Origin of the sequence: Xanthomarina sp., from assembly GCF_035306705.1 — a bacterium.
Lineage (GTDB): Bacteria > Bacteroidota > Bacteroidia > Flavobacteriales > Flavobacteriaceae > Xanthomarina.
On sequence record NZ_DATGNO010000019.1, the window covers coordinates 1 to 21,649 of the forward strand.

General features: G+C 35.0%; 21 protein-coding genes and 1 tRNA gene. 18 read left to right on the forward strand and 4 right to left on the reverse strand.

The features are described 5' to 3' along the window. Positions 1-260 (reverse strand): ribosome biogenesis GTP-binding protein YihA/YsxC (gene yihA / locus VKY47_RS01320; RefSeq protein ID WP_324309734.1); only part of this gene is annotated, 260 nt, incomplete at its 3' end. Positions 261-423: 163 nt separating this feature from the next. Then, a complete protein-coding gene (locus VKY47_RS01325; RefSeq protein ID WP_324309760.1) occupies positions 424-1,188 on the reverse strand; it encodes an alpha/beta fold hydrolase in 765 nt (254 codons plus the stop codon). 295 nt (positions 1,189-1,483) lie between these two features. Between VKY47_RS01325 and mraZ the strand changes: the two genes are divergently transcribed. The 18 genes from mraZ (at position 1,484) to VKY47_RS01415 (ending at position 19,838) form a co-directional block, all read left to right on the forward strand. Then, positions 1,484-1,954, forward strand: coding sequence for a division/cell wall cluster transcriptional repressor MraZ (mraZ, locus tag VKY47_RS01330; protein ID WP_324309736.1), 471 nt, complete (start codon positions 1,484-1,486; stop codon positions 1,952-1,954). Continuing rightward, on the forward strand, positions 1,932-2,837 hold the full coding sequence (rsmH, locus tag VKY47_RS01335) for a 16S rRNA (cytosine(1402)-N(4))-methyltransferase RsmH (protein ID WP_324309761.1): 906 nt from the start codon (positions 1,932-1,934) through the stop codon (positions 2,835-2,837). The genes mraZ and rsmH overlap by 23 nt, the downstream gene beginning before the upstream one ends. Next, positions 2,837-3,154: an FtsL-like putative cell division protein gene (locus tag VKY47_RS01340; RefSeq protein WP_324309737.1), complete on the forward strand. Its 318-nt coding sequence runs from the start codon at positions 2,837-2,839 to the stop codon at positions 3,152-3,154. Before rsmH ends, VKY47_RS01340 begins: the two co-directional genes overlap by 1 nt. Before the next feature lie 60 nt (positions 3,155-3,214). Next, the gene (locus VKY47_RS01345; protein WP_324309762.1) at positions 3,215-5,167 is read left to right on the forward strand and encodes a penicillin-binding protein; all 1,953 of its coding nucleotides are present in this window, start codon (positions 3,215-3,217) and stop codon (positions 5,165-5,167) included. Next, positions 5,164-6,627, forward strand: a complete 1,464-nt coding sequence (locus VKY47_RS01350; RefSeq protein ID WP_324309739.1) for a UDP-N-acetylmuramoyl-L-alanyl-D-glutamate--2,6-diaminopimelate ligase — start codon at positions 5,164-5,166, stop codon at positions 6,625-6,627. The genes VKY47_RS01345 and VKY47_RS01350 overlap by 4 nt, the downstream gene beginning before the upstream one ends. 67 nt (positions 6,628-6,694) lie before the next feature. Then, positions 6,695-7,936, forward strand: a complete 1,242-nt coding sequence (gene mraY / locus VKY47_RS01355; protein ID WP_324309740.1) for a phospho-N-acetylmuramoyl-pentapeptide-transferase — start codon at positions 6,695-6,697, stop codon at positions 7,934-7,936. A 1-nt stretch (position 7,937) separates the two neighbouring features. Continuing rightward, on the forward strand, positions 7,938-9,269 hold the full coding sequence (murD, locus tag VKY47_RS01360) for a UDP-N-acetylmuramoyl-L-alanine--D-glutamate ligase (protein ID WP_324309742.1): 1,332 nt from the start codon (positions 7,938-7,940) through the stop codon (positions 9,267-9,269). A gap of 71 nt (positions 9,270-9,340) precedes the next feature. Further along, positions 9,341-10,534, forward strand: coding sequence for an FtsW/RodA/SpoVE family cell cycle protein (locus VKY47_RS01365; protein ID WP_324309744.1), 1,194 nt, complete (start codon positions 9,341-9,343; stop codon positions 10,532-10,534). A gap of 88 nt (positions 10,535-10,622) precedes the next feature. Then, entirely contained in the window at positions 10,623-11,720 is a 1,098-nt protein-coding gene (murG, locus tag VKY47_RS01370; protein ID WP_324309745.1) for an undecaprenyldiphospho-muramoylpentapeptide beta-N-acetylglucosaminyltransferase, read from the forward strand. A 36-nt stretch (positions 11,721-11,756) separates the two neighbouring features. After that, positions 11,757-13,112, forward strand: a complete 1,356-nt coding sequence (gene murC / locus VKY47_RS01375; protein WP_324309747.1) for a UDP-N-acetylmuramate--L-alanine ligase — start codon at positions 11,757-11,759, stop codon at positions 13,110-13,112. A 16-nt stretch (positions 13,113-13,128) separates the two neighbouring features. Next, complete coding sequence (locus VKY47_RS01380) at positions 13,129-13,821, forward strand: cell division protein FtsQ/DivIB (protein ID WP_324309748.1); 693 nt, start codon at positions 13,129-13,131, stop codon at positions 13,819-13,821. Between the two features lie 3 nt (positions 13,822-13,824). After that, positions 13,825-15,138: a cell division protein FtsA gene (gene ftsA / locus VKY47_RS01385; RefSeq protein WP_324309750.1), complete on the forward strand. Its 1,314-nt coding sequence runs from the start codon at positions 13,825-13,827 to the stop codon at positions 15,136-15,138. A 77-nt stretch (positions 15,139-15,215) separates the two neighbouring features. Next, on the forward strand, positions 15,216-17,153 hold the full coding sequence (gene ftsZ, locus VKY47_RS01390; protein WP_324309752.1) for a cell division protein FtsZ: 1,938 nt from the start codon (positions 15,216-15,218) through the stop codon (positions 17,151-17,153). Positions 17,154-17,412: 259 nt separating this feature from the next. Further along, on the forward strand, positions 17,413-17,862 hold the full coding sequence (locus VKY47_RS01395; RefSeq protein WP_324309753.1) for a GatB/YqeY domain-containing protein: 450 nt from the start codon (positions 17,413-17,415) through the stop codon (positions 17,860-17,862). Between the two features lie 109 nt (positions 17,863-17,971). Further along, a complete protein-coding gene (locus VKY47_RS01400; RefSeq protein ID WP_324309754.1) occupies positions 17,972-18,220 on the forward strand; it encodes a GIY-YIG nuclease family protein in 249 nt (82 codons plus the stop codon). Positions 18,221-18,245: 25 nt separating this feature from the next. After that, positions 18,246-18,319: transfer RNA gene (locus tag VKY47_RS01405), tRNA-Arg, on the forward strand. Between the two features lie 180 nt (positions 18,320-18,499). Next, a complete protein-coding gene (locus VKY47_RS01410) occupies positions 18,500-19,342 on the forward strand; it encodes a zinc-dependent peptidase (protein WP_324309756.1) in 843 nt (280 codons plus the stop codon). 76 nt (positions 19,343-19,418) lie between these two features. Beyond that, positions 19,419-19,838: a CBS domain-containing protein gene (locus VKY47_RS01415; protein WP_324309757.1), complete on the forward strand. Its 420-nt coding sequence runs from the start codon at positions 19,419-19,421 to the stop codon at positions 19,836-19,838. 50 nt (positions 19,839-19,888) lie between these two features. Here the strand turns inward: VKY47_RS01415 and rpe are convergent, their stop codons facing one another. Together rpe and VKY47_RS01425 are read right to left on the reverse strand one after the other, a co-directional pair. Further along, positions 19,889-20,551 carry a ribulose-phosphate 3-epimerase gene (gene rpe / locus VKY47_RS01420; RefSeq protein ID WP_324309758.1) on the reverse strand — a complete coding sequence of 221 codons (663 nt, stop codon included), beginning with the start codon at positions 20,549-20,551 and terminating at the stop codon, positions 19,889-19,891. A 245-nt stretch (positions 20,552-20,796) separates the two neighbouring features. Beyond that, on the reverse strand, positions 20,797-21,649 hold an 853-nt coding region (locus VKY47_RS01425; protein ID WP_324309759.1), incomplete at its 5' end, for a sigma-70 family RNA polymerase sigma factor.

Below are 21,649 nucleotides of genomic sequence, written 5' to 3' on the forward strand. Positions count from 1 at the left end.
CTTTTCGAAACTTTCGCATAACCATAGCCAGGTAAATCTACTAAATACCAGTTTTTATTAATTAAAAAATGATTAATAAGCTGTGTTTTACCAGGTCTTCCAGAGGTTTTTGCTAAGCTTTTTCTATGGGTAAGCATGTTGATTAAAGAAGATTTCCCAACATTGCTTCTACCAATAAAGGCATATTCAGGAATTAGGCTTTTAGGACATTTTTCAACATCCGAATTACTCATTACAAATTCTGCCGATTTTATTTCCATCTCTAGTTCCCGAGAAAGCGGGAATCTTTTTTCCCATCTGTCCTGTTGGACATCTTTCCAAAGGAAAGTAGGGGTTAGTAATATTAATTTTTAAACTATTTTTATCATAAGAGTGACTCCTTTGCCATGTGAAGGGTAAGAGGCACATTTCAACTCCAAACTTTTAGAAACCTCGTTTCTCAAGCCACTCATTCAGAATTTTATTAAATTCATCTGGATGCTCCATCATGGCAGCATGGCCACATTTATCAATCCAAAACAATTCAGAATCTGGTAACAATTTATTAAACTCTTCAGCCACTTCTGGCGGTGTTACCGTATCGTTTTTACCCCAAATAATACAAATTGGTGTTTCCATTTTTGGTAAATCCTTTGCCATATTGTGTCTAATCGCACTTTTTGCAATGGCCAAGGTTTTAATAAGTTTGTTTCTGTCGTTTACAGTGGCATAAACTTCGTCCACAATTTCTTTGGTAGCAACTTCGGGATCGTAAAATACGTCTTGCGCTTTCTTTTTAATCACTTCGTAATCGCTACGCTTGGTGTAACCTCCACCCATAGCGCTTTCATATAAACCAGAACTTCCGGTAATTATTAAGGCTTTCACTTTTTTTGGATAGAGTTTCGTGTGGTATAAACCAATATGCCCACCTAGAGAATTTCCCAACAAAATAACTTCATCAAAACCTTTATACTCAATAAAATCGTGTAGGTATTTAGCGAAACTTTTAACATTTGTTTTTAATAAAGACATGGAATATATAGGTAATTCAGGGATAACAACCTTGTAGCCAATATTACTAAAGTGCTTAGTTACAGCTTCGAAGTTGCTCAAGCCACCCATTAATCCATGAAGTACAATAATTGGTGTTCCTTCCCCAACTTCAATATATCTGTACTCTTTTTCCTTCTTTAGTCGATGCACCATCAATTTGTTAGTCTTTTCATTGAAAACAAATATAGTTAAATCATTGATAATATTTCCATAATAATTGATTCGCATTGCATCACATATCCAAAGAGATATTAACAAGGAGTTCATAGGAATCATGCCGATTTATAAATGTCTGAAAGTGAGTATTTAAAAGGAGTGATTGTAATTGAACAACGAAAAAATATAACTGTTAGTCGAAAATTTATCAACAAAGTGGTAAAATGTGGTAAAAAGTGGTATATTTTTCGATATATTTGAAACTTAAAGACAAAATTAACAACGAACTCCTTTGAACTCATTAATAGGAACATACGAATGTAAAGTAGATACAAAAGGAAGACTTATGCTTCCTGCTGCGCTTAAAAAGCAGCTGTCTCCTATTTTGCAAAATGGGTTTGTTGTAAAGCGTGCTGTATTTCAGTCTTGTTTAGAATTGTATCCAATGTCTGAATGGGAGGCTTTAATGCAGCGGATTAACAAATTAAATCGCTTTAAGAAAAAGAACAACGATTTTATAAGAAGGTTTACGGCTGGTGTAAAAGTAGTGGAAATTGATACGACAGGAAGATTATTGATTCCTAAGGATCTTGTGGTTTTTGCGGATATCTCTAAAGAAATCGTGCTATCGGCCGCCGTAAATATTATTGAAATCTGGGATAAAGACAAGTACGAACAAGTAATAGACGACGCTACTGTAGATTTTGCAGATTTAGCTGAAGAAGTAATGGGACAAGATGATGACGCATTCGACATATCATAATCCAGTTTTATTAAAAGAAACTGTAGATGGATTAGACATCAAAGAAGATGGCATTTATGTAGATGTCACTTTTGGCGGTGGTGGACACAGTAGAGAGATTTTAAATAGACTTGGACCTAAAGGGAAATTGTTTGCCTTCGATCAAGATGCCGATGCCCTTGAAAATAAAATTGATGATGAGCGATTTATTTTAATTCATGAAAACTTTAGACACATCAAAAGGTTCTTAAGGTTTTATGGAGCGAAAGAAGTTGATGGTATTTTAGCGGACTTTGGGGTGTCTTCACATCAGTTTGATGTGGCTGAACGTGGATTTTCAACCAGATTTGAAGCAGAATTGGATATGCGCATGAATCAGGACAGTAAGCTTTCAGCCTATCACGTTATTAATCAATACGACGAAGAACAGATAAAACAAGTGCTGTTGCAATATGGCGAATTGCGTGCTGCACCAGCCATGGCAAAACTTATAGTTGAGAGCAGAGCGGTCGAGCCTATTGTTACCAGCGAACAATTAAAAAAAGTATTAAATAAATTTTTACCACCTAAACACGAAAATAAAGTGTTGGCACAAATATATCAAGCGGTTAGAATTGAAGTGAATCAAGAAATTGAAGCACTAAAAGAATTGTTATTGCAAACACCAGATTTACTGAAAAAAAATGGACGATTAAGTGTTATTTCATATCACTCTTTAGAAGATAGATTGGTGAAACGCTTTATTAGAAATGGTTTGTTTGAAGGGGAACCGGAACGAGATATGTATGGGAACTTTGAAGTGCCTCTAAAAAAAGTAGGACAAATGATTATTCCTTCAAAAGAAGAAATTAAAATTAACAATCGCGCTAGAAGTGCGAAATTAAGAATTGCGAAAAAGCTGTAATGAGAAAAAGTGTATCAAACATATTAAAAGGAACTTTTCTGGTTAACGATGATGCGTTGAAAAACTGGAGAATGATTTTGTTTGTTTCGTTTTTGGCTTTTGTTATGATAGCCAGTTCGCACAGCGCAGATAATAAAGTACATAAAATAGCCAGATTGAATAACGAGGCAAAAGAATTACGTTCGGCATTTGTAGACGGCAGAAAAAAACTCATGGAGCTCAAAAAAGAGTCGGTTGTAGAACTGAAGATGAAAGAAAAAGGCTTGGCCATTTCAGAGATTCCTCCAACAAAATTAAAAGTTAAAACCCTAAAATAGTTCAAATTGGCAGTAAAGGAAAAGGGCATATTAAACAGATTGTATTTCATAGCAGGATGTATGTTCATCTTCGCTCTGGCTGTTGTGTTTAAACTTTTGACTATTCAGTTTGTTCAAGGTGATAAATACAGAGAATTAGCCGAAGAGCGTACCATTAAAAACGTGGTTATTCCTGCAAACAGAGGAAATGTGTATTCGGTAAACGGAAATTTACTAGCTACATCTGTACCTAAATACGACATTAGAATAGATGCTATTACTCCAAAAGCAAAAGTATTTGAAAGTGAGTTAAAAGGCTTGGCAGATTCTTTGTCGAAGTTCTCGGGAAAGCCATCCTCATATTATCAAAAGGAAATAAGAAAAGCCAGAGCTAATAAAAATAGATATTATTTGCTGGCTAGGGATATTGGGTATTCCGATTATTTGCGAATTAGAAATTTCCCTTTATTGAATCTAGGCGCTTTTAAAGGAGGGCTTATTGTTGAGCAAACCACCAAAAGAGAGCATCCTATGGGAGGCGTTGCCGAAAGAACCATTGGTTACGAACGGTTTGATGAAAAAGGAAATGTTACTAGACCCGGAATAGACGGGGCTTTTGGCGTTAAATATTTACGTGGAACCGATGGCTTAAGACTAAAGCAAAAAATTGGAAAAGGCCAATGGAAGCCTATAGCAGACTATAACCAAGTAGAGCCAAAAGATGGCTATGATTTATACACCACTATTAGCGTAAATATTCAAGATATTGCCCATCATGCTCTCTTACAACAATTGGAATACTACCAAGCCGAGCACGGTTGTGTTGTGGTTATGGAAGTGGCCACAGGAGAAATTAGAGCCATTTCAAATTTGGGCAGAACTAAAGATGGTTCGTATTACGAAAAACTAAATTATGCTGTAGGCGAATCTCACGAACCAGGATCTACTTTTAAATTAATGGCTTTAATGGCCGCTTTAGAGGACAAAGTTGTAGATACGGCTACTGTAATAGATACAAAAAATGGGCGTAAAATATTTTACGGACGTTCCATTAACGATTCTAAACATGGGGGCTATGGAAAAATTTCGGTGGCTAGAGCTATGGAGGTTTCTTCCAACATTGCGTTTGCTAGCATTATAGATGAAAACTATTCCGGCAAACCAGAAAAATTTATCAACCGCTTAAAAAGCTGGTCCTTAAATGAACCTTTAGGAATCTCAATTTTAGGAGAAGGTCAACCAGTTATTCCAGAACCAGGACATTCGTTATGGAGTAGAAATGCCTTGCCATCTATGGCTTACGGATATAATTTAAGGTTAACACCGTTACAAACTTTAACTTTTTATAACGCTGTTGCCAATAAAGGGGTTATGGTAAAACCAACTTTTATTAAAGAAGTACGGGAACTTAACAAGTCGATAGAAACCTTTGATAAAACGATTATCAACAATAAAATATGCTCAGATAAAACCATAAAGGAAGTGCAGGAAATACTTAAAAATGTAGTGGTTCGTGGCACAGGAAGATCATTGTATTCACCTTATTTCTCTATGGCCGGAAAAACAGGAACAGCAAAAACAGAGTATTGGATGGACGATTGGGATTCAAACCCAAGATACGTATCGTCTTTCGCAGGTTATTTTCCAGCCGAAAATCCAAAATATTCATGCATTGTTATTATACATAAGCCTAGTATTAAAAAAGGCTATTATGGCGCGGATGTTTCAGGGCCAGTATTTAAACGCATTGCCCAAAAAATATTTACGGACACACCTATTATTGATGAGATTGAAACTTTACAAGTCCATAATTCCGCTGTAGATAAGGAGTTCGAAAGTTATTATAAAACGGCCCAAACCTATATAACTATTATGCCAAATGTTGTTGGTCTGCCATTAATGGATGCCATAGCACTTTTGGAAAATATGGGATTACAAGTACAGACCCAGGGTATGGGTGTGGTTAAAACACAGTCCTTGACACAAGGAATAAAAATTATAAAGAACCAAAAAATTATAATTGAAGCCTCATGATGCTTTTAAAAGACATATTATATAAAGTAACTCTTCATGCTGTTGTTGGCAGCACGAGTGTGTCTGTTAAGAATATAGATTTCGATTCTAGAAATATTTCTAAAAACGATGTTTTTGTAGCTATTGTTGGTACGGTGTCTAATGGTCACGATTTTATTGAGAAGGCAATAAAGCTTGGTGCTATTGCTATTGTTTGCGAAGAAATTCCAGAAAACATTGTAGAAGGAATCACTTATGTGCAGGTAGAAAGCACCTCGAGAGCCTTGGCTGTTATGGCTTCTAACTTTTACGGGAATCCTTCAGAAAACTTAAAGCTAGTAGGTGTTACTGGAACCAATGGAAAAACAACTGTTGCGTCCTTACTGTATCAATTGTTTAAGAAAGCAGGATATAAAGTTGGTTTGTTATCTACCGTTAAAATCATGGTAGACAACAAAACCTATGAAACAAAACACACCACTCCAGATTCTTTAACTATTAATAAGTATTTAAAGGAAATGAACGATGAAGGCGTGGCTTATTGTTTTATGGAAGTGAGTTCGCATGGTATCCATCAAAATAGAACGGAAGGTTTGCATTTTGAAGGCGGTATTTTCACCAATTTGTCTCACGACCATTTGGATTATCATAGTTCGTTTGCTGAATATAGAGATGTGAAAAAATCTTTTTTCGATAAACTTCCAGCCTCAGCTTTTGCTCTTGTTAATGTTGATGACAAAAACGGTCTGGTGATGCTACAAAACACCAAAGCAAAAAAAATAACTTATGCCTTAAAAGGGTATGCAGATTATCGTGCTCAAATTTTGGAAAATCAATTAAACGGTCTTTTGCTTAAAGTAAATGATAGTGAAGTTTGGACCAAATTAATTGGAAACTTCAATGCTTATAATGTATTGGCCATATATGCCACAGCCGATTTGTTAGGTTTGGAAAAAGTGGAAAACTTAAGAATTATTAGCGAATTGGAAAGTGTAGCAGGAAGATTTCAATATTTTATTTCAGGTGAAAAAATAACGGCAATTGTCGATTATGCACATACACCTGATGCTTTGAAAAATGTTTTGGAAACCATTAATAGCATCCGAACTAAAAATGAGGAATTGATCACAGTTTTTGGCTGTGGTGGAAATAGGGACAAAACAAAACGCCCTAAAATGGGACACATTGCCTCGGCTTTAAGTACCAAGGTAATTATTACAAGTGATAACCCAAGAAATGAAGTTCCAGAGACAATCATAGAAGACATAGAAAAAGGTATAGAACCTCAAAATTTTAAAAAAGTAATTTCTATAACAGATAGAAAACAGGCTATTAAAACAGCATGTCAGATGGCAAAACCAAACGACATTATTTTAATTGCTGGAAAAGGACATGAAACCTATCAGGAAATTAAAGGAGAACGTTTTGATTTCGATGATTTAAAAATAGTACAGGAATTTTTAAAACAACTACAGAAGTAGTTCCAAATTATAAGTGCAAAATGTACTTCAAGTTACGAGTAAAAAGAAAGACTGAAAATAATAATATATGTTGTATTACCTATTTGAATATTTAGACACGCACTTCCAGATTCCGGGAGCTAGACTTTTTGGTTATATCACCTTTAGGGCTGCTATGGCAATTATTTTATCGCTCTTGATTTCTACCATTTATGGAAAACGCATTATTAGGTATTTACAGAAAAAACAAGTTGGTGAATCTATTAGAGATCTTGGATTAGATGGGCAAGTGGAAAAAGCAGGAACTCCAACTATGGGAGGGATTATTATTATTCTGGCCACGCTTATTCCAGTTTTACTTTTGGCTAAGCTTAATAACATCTACGTCATCTTATTGGTGATTACAACTTTATGGATGGGAACCATTGGTTTTATAGATGATTATATTAAAAAATTCAAAAAAAACAAAGAGGGATTAAAAGGAAAGTTTAAAGTTCTTGGACAAGTTGGTCTAGGAATTATTGTTGGGGCAACCTTATATTTTCATCCAGATGTTACTTTAAGAGAAAAACTACCTATTGCACAGCAACAGGAAATTTTGGCGGCCAATCCAAAAGTAGAATCGACCAAACTTTTTAAAAATGAAGAACGATCGACCAAAACAACCATTCCTTTTGTGAAATCCAATGAGTTTGATTATGCCGAAATTATTGCTTGGGTAAATCCGGATTGGGCAAAATATGCATGGGTAATTTTTATTCCAATTGTCATTTTTATTATTACAGCCGTATCAAATGGCGCTAATTTAACCGATGGTATCGATGGTCTAGCGGCAGGAACCTCGGCCATTATAGTACTCACATTGGGCATTTTTGCTTGGGTTTCTGGAAATATAATTTTTTCAGATTATCTCAACATCATGTATATCCCAAGAGTTGAAGAAATTACCATTTACATAGCAGCATTTGTTGGCGCTCTAATTGGTTTTCTATGGTATAATGCCTATCCAGCTCAAGTGTTTATGGGGGATACTGGAAGTTTAACTATAGGAGGGATTATAGCCGTTATAGCCGTTGCCGTAAGAAAGGAATGGCTTATACCTGTGTTGTGCGGTATTTTTTTAGCCGAAAACCTATCGGTGGTTATGCAGGTAAGTTGGTTTAAATATACCAAAAAGAAGTTTGGCGAAGGGAGACGTGTTTTTAAGATGGCGCCCTTACATCATCATTATCAGAAAGCGGGATATCACGAAAGTAAAATAGTTACTAGGTTTTGGATTGTAGGAATCTTATTGGCTATTATTTCAATCGTAACCCTGAAAATTAGATAAAATGAAACGATTGGTAATTCTTGGCGGTGGAGAAAGTGGTGTTGGAACAGCACTTTTAGGAAAATCGAAAGACTTTGATGTTTTTGTTTCAGACAAAGGGAAGATAAAAGAAAAATATAAAGAAGTTCTTATACATAATGAGATTGAATGGGAAGAAGGAGCGCATTCAGAATCAAGGATTTTAAAAGCTGACCTCGTCATGAAAAGTCCTGGAATTCCAGACAAAGCACCTTTGGTAAAACAGATTCGTGAAAAAGGCATTTCAATAGTTTCAGAAATAGAATTTGCAGCTAGATATACGCAAGCCACTATTATTGGAATTACCGGAAGTAATGGAAAGACCACCACGGCTTGCTTAACACATCATATTCTAAAACAAGAATTAGAAGTGGGCTTGGCAGGGAATATTGGAGACAGCTTTGCAAAACAGGTCTTAGAAAAGGATTATCCTAATTACGTGTTGGAGATTAGTAGTTTTCAGTTGGATGATATTGTAGATTTTAAACCACATATCGCCATTATTACAAACATTACTCCAGACCATTTGGATAGATACGATTATCAGTTTGAAAATTATATCGCTTCAAAATTTAGAATTGTCTTAAACCAAACCAAAGAAGATTATCTGATTTACGATGCAGATGATCCTGTGATTTTGGAATGGCTAGAAAAACATCCAATTCAATCAAAATTATTGCCTTTTTCATTAGTAAAAAAAATAGAAAATGGCGCGTATTATAGCAACAATAAAATAACAATAACAATAGATAATAACCAAATAGATATGTCAACAAGAGACCTAACATTAGAAGGTAAACACAATATTAAAAATGCTATGGCTGCATCTACAGTAGCTCAATTATTACGTATAAGAAAACAGACAATCAGGGAGAGTTTGGAAAACTTCCATGGGGTTGAACATAGGTTAGAACAAGTTTTAAAAATAAATAAAGTTCAGTATATCAACGACTCTAAGGCGACGAATGTAAACGCCACTTATTATGCTTTAGAAAGTATGGATGCGCCAACGGTGTGGATTGTTGGAGGAGAAGATAAAGGAAATAATTATCAGGAATTATATCAATTTGTAAACGAAAAAGTAAAAGCCATTATCTGTTTAGGAGTGGATAACGAAAAGTTATTGGAAAACTTTAGTTCAATGGTGGACGTAATTATTGAAACTCAATATATGAGTGAAGCAGTTAAAATTGCATACAAATTAGCCGAAGCAGGAGATAATGTATTGCTTTCTCCAGCATGTGCTAGTTTCGATTTATTCGAAAACTATGAAGATAGAGGAAGACAATTCAAACAAGCTGTAAGAAACCTATAATGCCTTCCTTTGAAGGTAGGAATCTAAAAAAAAGAAGAAGTTAAACGAAATGACATTCGTTGTTAAAAAACATGGGACCAATATTTAAAAACATAAAAGGAGATCGATTAATCTGGGCAATTGCTGCTTTATTAGCACTTTTCTCATTCCTTCCTGTGTACAGTGCTGCCAGTAATTTGGCGTATATAGGAGAGGGTGGAAACACGTTTGTCATCTTCTTAAAGCATTTAATGCATTTGTTTTTAGGTTTTGTTATTATGTATGGGGTTCATAAAATTCCGTACCGTTATTTTAGAGGTTTGTCTATTGTGCTTATTCCTATTGTTATCATGTTGTTGATTTTAACCATGCTCCAAGGCACAACCATTGATGGGGCAAATGCAAGCAGATGGATTCAAATTCCATTGGTTAATATGTCGTTTCAAACATCCACTTTTGCCTTTGTAGTGTTAATGGTTTTTGTGGCGCGATATATGTCAAAAATTCAGGACAAAGACATCACTTTTAAAGAAACTATTTTACCGTTATGGATTCCTGTTTTTTTGGTCTTGGTACTTATTTTACCTGCTAACTTTTCAACGGCAGCCATCATGTTTGTTATGGTTTTAATGCTGGTGTTTTTAGGAGGATACCCGATTAAGTATTTGGCGGTTATAGTAGGTACTGGAATTTTGGCTCTAACGCTATTTATTTTAATAGCGAAAGCTTTTCCAGATGCCATGCCAAATAGAGTTGATACTTGGATGAGTAGGATAGAAAGTTTTTCGGATGAAGGAGATACGGAAGCCGATTATCAAATAGAAAAAGCAAAAATTGCTATTGCTACGGGTGGAATACAAGGAGTTGGCCCTGGAAAAAGTGTTCAGAAGAACTTTTTGCCACAATCGTCATCAGATTTTATCTACGCCATTATTGTTGAAGAATATGGTTTGATAGGTGGATTTCTTTTAATGATATTTTATCTGTGGTTATTATTTAGAATTGTTATTGTATCGCAAAAAGCAGATACCATTTTTGGAAAATTATTAGTGCTGGGTGTTGGTTTGCCAATTGTATTCCAAGCCTTGATCAATATGGCAGTTGCCGTAGAATTATTTCCAGTTACGGGACAAACCTTGCCATTAATTAGTAGTGGAGGAACCTCTATTTGGATGACCTGCATGGCTCTTGGAATAATTTTAAGTGTGAGTGCCAAAAGAGAAGAAATGAAAGAACAAGAAGATAAAGACGATAATCCGTTGGATATCTTGGCGGAAGCAATATAAGTTATAAGTGCCTAAAGTTAGAAGTACTTAAAGTTGAATTATTGTTAATTGTAGTAGCATCAATTAAAACAATGAGAAATTGTAACTCATGAATCGTAAATTAAGAATTATTTTATCAGGTGGAGGAACAGGTGGTCACATCTATCCTGCAATTGCTATTGCCAACGAAATAAAGCGACGTTTTCCTGACACCGAATTTTTATTTGTGGGTGCAAAAGACAGAATGGAAATGGATAAAGTACCTCAGGCTGGTTATAAAATTGAAGGCCTTTGGATTTCAGGAATTCAACGCGAACTCACTTTAAAAAACTTGAGTTTTCCGTTTAAATTAATAAGTAGTTTGTACAATGCGAGAAAAATTATTAACAGATTTAAGCCCGATGTTGTTATTGGAACTGGCGGATTTGCCAGTGGACCCATATTGCAAGTAGCGAGCTCTAAGGGGATTCCTAGTTTAATTCAGGAACAAAATTCCTATCCGGGAATTACCAACAAGTTGCTTTCAAAAAACGCCAATAAAATTTGTGTGGCCTATGATGGTTTGGAACGGTTTTTTCCAGAAAATAAAATTATAAAAACAGGAAATCCTGTGAGACAAGGTTTATTGAGTATCGATTCTAAAAGAGACAAAGCATTAGCGTCTTTCAAATTGAGCAAAGATAAAAAAACATTGGTTGTTTTAGGAGGAAGTTTGGGAGCGAGACGCATAAATGAACTGATAGAAAAAGAATTTGATTTTATATTAACTCAAAATATGCAAATTATCTGGCAGTGTGGAAAACTGTATTACGATAAATATAAAATTTACGACAATACCAAGAACATTCAAGTCCACGATTTTATAAACGACATGGATTTAGCGTATGCAGCTGCAGACATTATTATATCTCGGGCTGGGGCAAGTTCCGTATCGGAATTATGTATTGTTGGTAAGCCAGTTATTTTTATTCCATCGCCCAACGTCGCCGAGGACCATCAAACAAAAAATGCCATGGCTATTGTAAATGAAAAAGCGGCGTTGGTTATTAAGGAAGCCGATTTAGAAGTGGATTTTGAAAATACGTTTTCACAATTAATGGCTTCCTTGGAAAAACAAGAAGAATTAAGTACAAACATAAAAAAGTTGGCTTTAGTAAACGCCACAAAACATATCGTTGACGAAGTAGAAAAACTGTTAAACAAGTAAATTATAGTTCGAGAATAATCGAGACTTAAATAAAATATGAATTTAGACAACATAGATAACGTGTATTTTATAGGAATTGGAGGTATAGGCATGAGTGCTTTGGCTAGATATTTCCATGCTAAAAAGAAACGTGTTGCTGGATACGATAAAACCCAAACGGACATTACAGATAGTTTGGAAGCACTTGGTATTCGAGTTCATTTTGAAGATTCTGTAGCTAATATTCCAGAGCCTTTTTTTAATTACAACACCACTTTGGTTGTATATACGCCAGCAGTACCTAAATCGAATATGGAATTGGTTTATTTTAAAAACGAACCAAGTTATACGCTTTTAAAACGGGCAGAAGTTCTTGGATTAATTACTGAAAACACGTTTTGTTTGGCAGTAGCAGGAACCCATGGAAAAACAACAACAACAAGTATTTTAGGTCATTTGTTAAACGAATGCGAAGTTCCGGTATCAGCTTTCCTTGGTGGCATAAGTGAAAATTATAATTCTAATTTAATTTTAAGAGGAACCGAAGTTACCGTTGTTGAAGCAGACGAATTTGACAGATCATTTCTAACACTTTCTCCAGATATTGCCTGTATAACATCTATGGATGCTGATCATTTGGATATTTATGGCAATGCTGAGGAATTGATAAAATCCTTTGGCGATTTTTCGAGAAAGGTAAAAGATAATGGTAAACTATTTGTTAGAAATGGCCTGCCAATTAAAGGACTGACCTATGGAATTGAAGATCAATCAGACTATTCGGCACACAATATAAAAATAGAAAATGGTGTTTATGTTTTTGATGTAAAGACTCCAAAAACAACACTGGAAAATTTACAATTTAACCTACCTGGTAGACATAATCTGTCGAATGCATTAATAGCCTTGGCGATGGCTGTAGAATATGGTTGCCCTCACCAGCAGCTCGCCAAAGCTTTAGCATCTTACAAAGGAGTTAAACGTAGGTTTTCATATCATATTAAAACGGAGAAGCTTGTGTATATTGACGATTATGCACATCATCCAGAAGAAATAAATGCCGTGTATCATGCGGTTCGAGAAATGTATCCAGGGAAAAAGGTACTGGTTGTTTTTCAACCTCATTTATACAGTAGAACCAGGGATTTTGTCGACGACTTTGCTAAAAGCTTAGCCCAATTTGATGAGGTTGCGCTCATGGATATCTATCCAGCTAGAGAATTGCCAATTGAAGGAGTGAGCTCGGAATGGTTGTTGGGAAAGATTGAAAACAATCATAAACAGCTTATCACTAAAAAGGATCTCATTTCAAAAATAAAAGAAAGTCAGGCCCAAGTAATTTTAACACTTGGAGCAGGAGATATAGGAGAAGAAGTAAAACATATTAAAAAAGCTTTACAAGGTGAAAATTAACTGGAATTATATAAAAATGATTGCTTTACTATTTTTAGTAGTGTTTTTGTATGCCTTTTCTTCAGAAAAAAATAAAGTGAGAAAAGTATCTGATCCTGTTATAAATTTTCAAGGAGATAACAATCTTTTCTTGACACATGAGAATGTTAGTAAATTGTTAATACTAAATAAGGAAAGCATTAAAAATAAGCCCAAAGAAAGTTTAGATTTGAATGTTTTGGAAACTGCCCTAAGATCTAACCAAACAATCAAGTCTGCTCAAGTGTATTTATCTGTAAATGGTTTAGTTACAGTGGATATTGAGCAGAAAAAACCTATAGCAAGAGTACGTACAAATGCATCTTTTTATATAGATGACCAAGGTAGTTACATGCCTTTGTCTTCTAATTATTCTGCGCGAGTACCTCTAGTTACAGGTGTTGTTGATAAAAACGACCTTTCAAAAGTGTTTGTAATTGCTAAAAAAGTGAATGACGACGAATTTTTAAAAAAACATGTGATAGAGATTCAACAAACCGAAAATCATCAATATTTTTTAAAGTTTAGACAAAGCCATTTTACAGTACAGCTAGGAGGTTTAAAGAATTTAGATAAAAAAATAATGAATTTGAAAGCATTTTATAACAAGGCTTTAAAAGAGAAGTCGCTTGATAATTATACGAATGTTAATTTACAGTTTGATAGTCAGGTTGTGTGTACCAAAATATAAACTATGGAAAACAATATAGCAGTAGGATTAGACATTGGAACCACAAAGATTGTGGCCATGATTGGTCGTAAGAATGAGTATGGGAAAGTTGAGATTCTAGGGATTGGAAAATCTAAAAGTCTTGGTGTGCATCGTGGAGTAGTTAATAATATTACACAAACCATTCAATCTATTCAATTTGCAGCACAAGAAGCAGAAGCAGCTGCAGAATGTAAAATCGAAAATGTAACGGTCGGAATTGCCGGGCAACATATTAGAAGCTTGCAACACAGTGATTATATAACTAGACCAAACTCGGAATTGGTTATAGATGAAGATGATATTGAGCGCCTAATCAACCAAGTGCATAAGTTGGTCATGCTTCCAGGTGAAGAAATTATCCATGTGCTTCCACAAGAGTATAAAGTAGATGGACAAGCAGAAATTAAGGAACCCGTAGGTATGTATGGAGGACGTTTGGAAGCCAATTTTCATGTGGTAGTTGGACAAGTGTCTTCTATTAGAAACGTGGGACGCTGTATAAAAAGTGCTGGATTAAATCTAGAAGGAATCACCTTAGAGCCTTTAGCATCCGCAAATGCTGTATTAAGTCGCGAAGAAAAAGAAGCAGGAGTCGCTTTAATTGATATAGGAGGAGGAACCACAGATTTAGCAGTTTTTAAAGATGGCATTATCCGTCATACCGCTGTTATTCCATTTGGTGGAAACGTAATAACGGAAGACATTAAGGAAGGATGCTCCATCATAGAAAAACAGGCCGAACTTTTAAAAATAAAATTTGGTTCTGCTTGGCCTGGAGAAAACAAGGATAACGAGATTGTGTCCATTCCTGGATTAAGAGGAAGAGATCCAAAAGAAATTACTCTAAAAAACCTGTCGAAAATTATTCACGCTAGAGTTGTGGAAATTGTAGAGCAGGTCTATGCAGAAATAAAGAATTATGGACATGAAGAACAAAAAAAGAAACTTATTGCAGGAATCGTTTTAACTGGTGGTGGTGCCCAATTAAAACACTTAAAGCAATTGGTGGAATATATAACAGGTATGGATACTAGAATTGGCTATCCTAACGAACATTTAGCTGGAGATAGTGACGACGAAGTCACAAGCCCTCAATACGCTACAGCAGTTGGTTTAGTTATGGACGGTTTGAAAAGACAAGAGAGAAAAAAAGCAGAAAAAATTATTGAAGAGGCCGAAGAAAAAGGACAATTAGAAGAGGTTGAAGAAGAAATTATAAGCAAAAAACCCGAAAGACGTTCTTTTCTAGACAAGTTAACAGATAAGGTAAAAGACTTTCTGGATAACGCCGAATAAGTTTAGTACAAAAAAATTAATCCAAAAGATATTTTAGATATCGCAAAAAGTAATAGAATCATTAAAAAACGAAATTCATGAGCAGCAACAAAGAATTCGAAAATAACATTTCCTTCGATTTGCCTAAAAATCAATCAAATGTTATCAAGGTCATAGGCGTTGGAGGTGGAGGTAGTAATGCCATTAACCACATGTTCCAGCAAGGTATTAAAGGAGTTGATTTTGTAATCTGTAATACAGATGCTCAAGCGCTTCAGAATAGTGGTGTTCCAAATAAAATTCAATTAGGTTTAAATTTAACTGAAGGTTTGGGCGCAGGAGCAAATCCGGATGTGGGCGAGCAATCTGCCATAGAAAGTTTTGAAGACATTCAACGTATGTTGGACACCAATACCAAAATGATATTTATCACAGCCGGAATGGGAGGAGGAACTGGAACTGGCGCAGCTCCCATAATTGCTAAAATGGCTAGGGATTTAGATATTTTAACTGTTGGAATTGTAACTATGCCATTTCAGTTTGAAGGTAAAGTGCGTAACCAACAAGCACAAATAGGAATTGAAAACTTACGCAGTTGTGTCGATTCTTTAGTGGTAATTAATAACAACAAACTTCGTGAAGTTTACGGCAATCTTGGTTTTAAAGCTGGGTTTTCTAAGGCAGACGAGGTCTTATCTACTGCTGCAAGGGGTATTGCCGAAGTTATTACGCATCACTATACACAAAACATCGATTTACGCGATGCTAAAACGGTTCTAAGTAATAGTGGAACAGCTATTATGGGTTCTGCCACATCTTCTGGACAAAACAGAGCGCAGGATGCCATTAGTAAAGCGCTGGATTCCCCTTTGTTGAACGATAATAAAATTACTGGAGCCAAAAATGTTTTGCTGCTTATTGTTTCTGGTGCTCAGGAAATTACTATTGATGAAATAGGTGAAATTAACGATCATATCCAAATGGAAGCTGGTCATGGAGCCAATATTATAATGGGAGTTGGAGAAGACGATTCATTAGAAGAGTCTATTTCTGTTACTATTATAGCTACTGGATTTGACATTGAGCAACAAGATGAAATTTCAAATACAGAAGTAAAAAAAGTCATTCATGCTTTAGAAGAAGATAAACCTTTTGAAAAAGATTTGACAAAAAAGGAACAGGCACCACCAATCATCAAACCAAGTATTGAATTAGAGGATAAGACCAAGACTGTAGTAAAACACACTTTAGATTTTGGGGAAGAAGAAACCTTTGCTCCAACTAAAAATATAAATTCTGAGAATGAGTTGGTTCCAACTTCAGAAGCTATTAAAAATATAGATGTTGTTTATAAGGAAGTTTTAGCAAAGATAGAATCAGACGATTTTGTAATTACTGAAGTTTCAAAGAAAATAGAAGAAAACCTATTTGAAATAGAAGAAGAACAGCAAATAACCCTAACCTTCGATATGCCTATTAGCAATTCGAAGATGGTTGAAAGAGAAGAGAATTTGGAGATGTTTGATTTGGATCAGAACATTAAGGAAATTCCAGTTAACGATTATGTGGAAGTTATTCCGGTTACAGAAACCAATGCACATGGTGAGACTAGATATGCTTTAGACGATTATGTTGAAATAGAATCTGGAATTAACAACAATCAAAGTCAGAAGAAGGTTATTGAAATCCCTGAAGAACTGGATAAAGAAATCGTTTTTGAAAAGAAAACAATAAATGAACCAGAAACTAATCAAACCACGGATGAAGTAGACCCATTATACAGTCCAATCTCCGAATTGCTTAAAGAACGAGCAGAAGAACGCAGACGTAAAATGAAGGATTTTAACTATAAATTCAATAATTCTAAAATTGACGATATAGAAAGAATTCCGGCATACAAACGTCGTGGTATTGATTTAGATGAAGCGCAACATTCATCCGATTCAAATATGTCTAGAACCAGTATCAGTTCAGACGATAATGACGATATACAATTTAGAAGCAACAATTCCTTTTTACATGATAACGTTGATTAATAGCAATTAAGTTTAGTGTGAGAGCTTCTTCGAAAACCCGAAAAATCAATTTGATTATTCGGGTTTTTATTTTTTATGTCTGTTTAATTTACTAAAAAGATGAAATTTCAATACCCATTCAATTCTTAGAGCACATAAAACATAGAGGTTAAAATGAGGAATTTATTATTCTTGTATTAAACTAGAAATGGAAGCCACAAGTAGTGTTATTAAATGCCTACTTTTTTATATCTTCGTAAGCTCTTAATAAGATAAGAAAATGAGTTTAGAACAAGACATCATGACGGCTTTAAAAGAGGCCATGAAAAGCAAAGATCAAACTGCATTAGCGGCTTTAAGAGCTGTTAAATCGGCTATTTTATTAGCGCAAACAGAAGGTGGGGCCAAAGAAGAGTTAACTGAAGAACAAGAGCTTAAAATACTTCAAAAACAAGTCAAGCAACGCAAAGATAGTGCTGCGGTTTATTTAGAACAAAATCGCAAAGATTTGGCAGAACCGGAATTGGCAGAAGCGCAAGTTATTTCACAATTTTTACCAGAAGCCCTTACAGACGAAGAGATTGAAAAAGTAGTTGTTATGACTATTGAAAGTGTGGGAGCAGAAGGTATGAAGGACATGGGGAAAGTTATGGGGATAGTGAGTCAGGAATTGGCAGGAAAAGCTGATGGGAAAACTATTTCAAATATTGTACGAGCTAAGTTGGCTTAATAATATGGGAATTTAACATAGAGATCCCTACTTTCGCAGGGATTTATGGCCTCGTAGTTCAATTGGATACCTGCCTGCCGGCAGGCAGGGCATATCAGATTTAAAGGCTATGAAACTTTATTATACCTATGTTTTGAAAAGTAATGTTGATGGAAGACTTTATAAAGGTCATACAGACGATGTAGAAAAGCGTTTGAGGGAGCATAATGCAGGAAAAACTAAATCAACAAAAGGATTTATTCCTTGGGAATTAGTTTACTTTGAAATTTTTAAATCCAAATTGGAAGCCGTGCTCCGTGAAAAGTATTTTAAAACTGGAAGTGGCAGAGAGTTTTTAAAAGATAAAATAAATAGTTAAGATGCCTGCTTTCGCAGGGATTTATGGCCTCGTAGTTCAATTGGATAGAATATCAGATTTCGGCTCTGATGGTTGGAGGTTCGAACCCTCTCGAGGTCACTAATTATTAAAAAAGCAAGCATAATATTATGCTTGCTTTTTTGTTTCAGACAAGAATCTTAAAAAGATCAAAAACTATTTTACTTAGAAAATAATTACTTTAGATAGATATCTAAAATTCCGCTCGTAACTGTATATTTAATTTCTTAGATTTATCAGAACTTACAATTTGCCCGACCAATGATAAACCTGCCCGAAATATCTATAGAATATCTAATTATATTTGGTGTTATGGTTGCCGTGCTATCCGGCTTAATTATTTATGCACTTGTTAATATGGTGGAAACGGCTTACGTTTTAATCTATAAAAAACCCCTCTATCGCCATAGTTCCATCTTTTTAAAGAAATTACCAGAGCATCAAAGAGCCATTCTGGAGGAGAAATTCGTCTTTTATAAACGACTCCCAGCTAAGGAGCAAAAGTTTTTTGAACATCGCTTGGTTCGATTTATTTCACATAAAGAATTTGTAGGGCGAAACGGAGTAGTTGTTTCAGAAGAAATGAAAGTTTTGATTTCGGCTACAGCAGTTATGTTGACTTTTGGTTTTAGGAACTTCTATATCCGTTCAGTAAAAATGATTTTTATTTATCCAACCGAATTTTACTCCCAAACAAACGATGCCTATCATAAAGGAGAATACAATTTTCAACTAAAAGCATTGGTTTTGTCTTGGTCGCATTTTTTAGAAGGTTACGATATAAATAACGACAATCTCAATTTAGGAATCCATGAGTTTGCTCACGCTATTCATTTAAATAGTATGAGAGAAAAACACATTGGAGCCACCATCTTTGCTGATTCCTTTTATGAATTGAACGATTTATTGGCCAGCCATGAAAACATACGTCAACGGATGATGACTTCAGGCTACTTTAGAGACTATGCGCTTACCAATCAATTTGAATTTATTGCTGTGGTTATTGAGACTTTTATTGAAAGTCCCATGGAATTTAGATCGCAATTTCCAGAAGTGTATGCTAAGACCAAGCAAATGCTGAATTTTAATTTTTCGGGGTATTAAACTGTCTACATGACTTTTATCATTCTTTATTATGTTTTGGTAACCTATCTTTAATAAAGAATTTAAAACCTAAGACATGAAACGAAGAGCACCTATTTCAGACATAATGACCAAAAACGTCATTACTTTAAATAATAAAGACGATTTGGAAACTGCAGAGCGCATATTTAAAAAGAAAAAAATAAGACATATTCCTGTGGTTAGTGGCGATAAAATTATCGGGATGTTAAGCTATACAGATTTACTGAGAATTAGTTTTGCCGATGCCATTGACGAAGATGAAGACACTGTGGATACCGTTGTTTATAATATGTTTACCATTGAACAGGTGATGGCCAAAAACCTAACTACGGTAACCTCGACAACAACTATAAAAGAAGCAGCTGAAATACTGGCTAAAAAAGAGTTTCATGCCTTGCCGGTAGTAGATGACAACAAATTAGTAGGTATAGTTACAACAACAGATTTAATCAACTATTTAATTGAACAATTCTAACCAATTGATTACTAATTCCAACTGAAAAAAGCTCCATTTGGAGCTTTTTTTTATGAATTGGCAAGCTGTTTTAATCGCTTTATAGTTTCTATTGGATTAGCACTTTTAAACACATGACTTCCTGCAACAAAGGCATCTGCGCCAGCATCTACCAATTGTTTGATATTTTTGTCCGTAACGCCTCCATCAATTTCAATTTTCGTGCTTAAGCCTTGTTCGTCAATCATACGTCTTAATTTCTTGATTCGATTATAGGTCATCTCTTCAAATTTCTGTCCTCCAAAACCAGGATTGATGGACATAAGCAAAATCATATAACATTTTGGTAAAATATCCTCCAAAACTGAAATGGGAGTTGTTAAATTTAAAACCACTCCAGCTTTGCATCCAGCATCCTCTATTTGGGAAAGCGTTCTGTGTAAATGTACTGTAGATTCGTAATGAACAGTAATAATATCTGCCCCAACTTTAGCGAATTCTTCGATGTAACGTTCCGGTTTTTCAATCATTAAATGCACATCCAAAGGTTTGGTAGCATGTTTTTTGATGGCTTGAATTACTGGCATTCCATAAGAAATGTTAGGAACAAAATGCCCATCCATTACATCTATATGAAACCAGTCAGCTTCACTATTATTAACCATTTCTACATCGCGTTGCATGTTGCCAAAATCGGCTGCTAACATGGAAGGTGCTATTATTTTTGAGTTCATTGTAGTGTTGTCGTTTTGTTTGCGTAAAGATAATAAAGTCTTTTTATAGTGGCTTCCCTTTATGAAGGATTTAGGAAGGGTCTAAAAAAAATGAAGCCAGAGTAATCAGCTCTGGCTTCTTTCATCAATCAAAAAACGAACAGTCTTAGTACCCACGAAAGTGGGTATCTCACCTAAGCGAGAATATACTGTTAGTTATCGTAAAACTCCAAGGGTCAAAATTTTAACTCTTGAAATTTATCTTTTTATCCTAAGTAAGTTTTTAATATTTTACTTCTAGACGTATGTTTTAATCTGCGAATAGCTTTTTCTTTAATTTGTCTAACACGTTCTCTGGTTAGGTCGAATGTTTCACCAATTTCTTCTAAAGTCATTGGATGTTGATTGGCTAAACCAAAATATAAACGAATAACATCTGCTTCACGAGGTGTTAAAGTTTCAAGTGCTCTTTCAATTTCCGTACGTAAAGATTCGTGTAATAAATCTCTATCTGGATTTGGAGACTCTCCACTATTTAATACGTCGTATAAGTTAGAATCTTCACCTTCAACTAAAGGCGCATCCATGCTTACGTGACGGCCAGAATTTTTCATGGACTCTTTAACATCGTTAATAGTCATGTCTAATTCTTTGGCAATTTCTTCTGCACTTGGCGGACGCTCGTGTGCTTGCTCTAAAAAAGCGAAGGTTTTATTGATTTTATTAATAGAACCAATTTTGTTTAAAGGTAAACGTACAATACGAGATTGTTCGGCCAAGGCTTGTAATATAGATTGTCTAATCCACCAAACAGCATAAGAAATAAACTTAAAACCACGGGTTTCGTCAAAACGTTGTGCGGCTTTTATAAGTCCTAAATTTCCTTCGTTAATTAAATCTGGTAAGGTTAAACCTTGATTTTGATATTGCTTAGCTACCGAAACAACGAAACGTAAGTTAGCTTTTGTCAACTTCTCCAAAGCAAGTTGATCTCCTGCTTTAATACGTTGTGCTAATTCTACTTCCTCGTCTGCAGTAATTAAGTCAACTTTTCCAATTTCTTGAAGATATTTGTCTAGGGAAGCGGTTTCTCTATTGGTAACCTGCTTGGTAATTTTA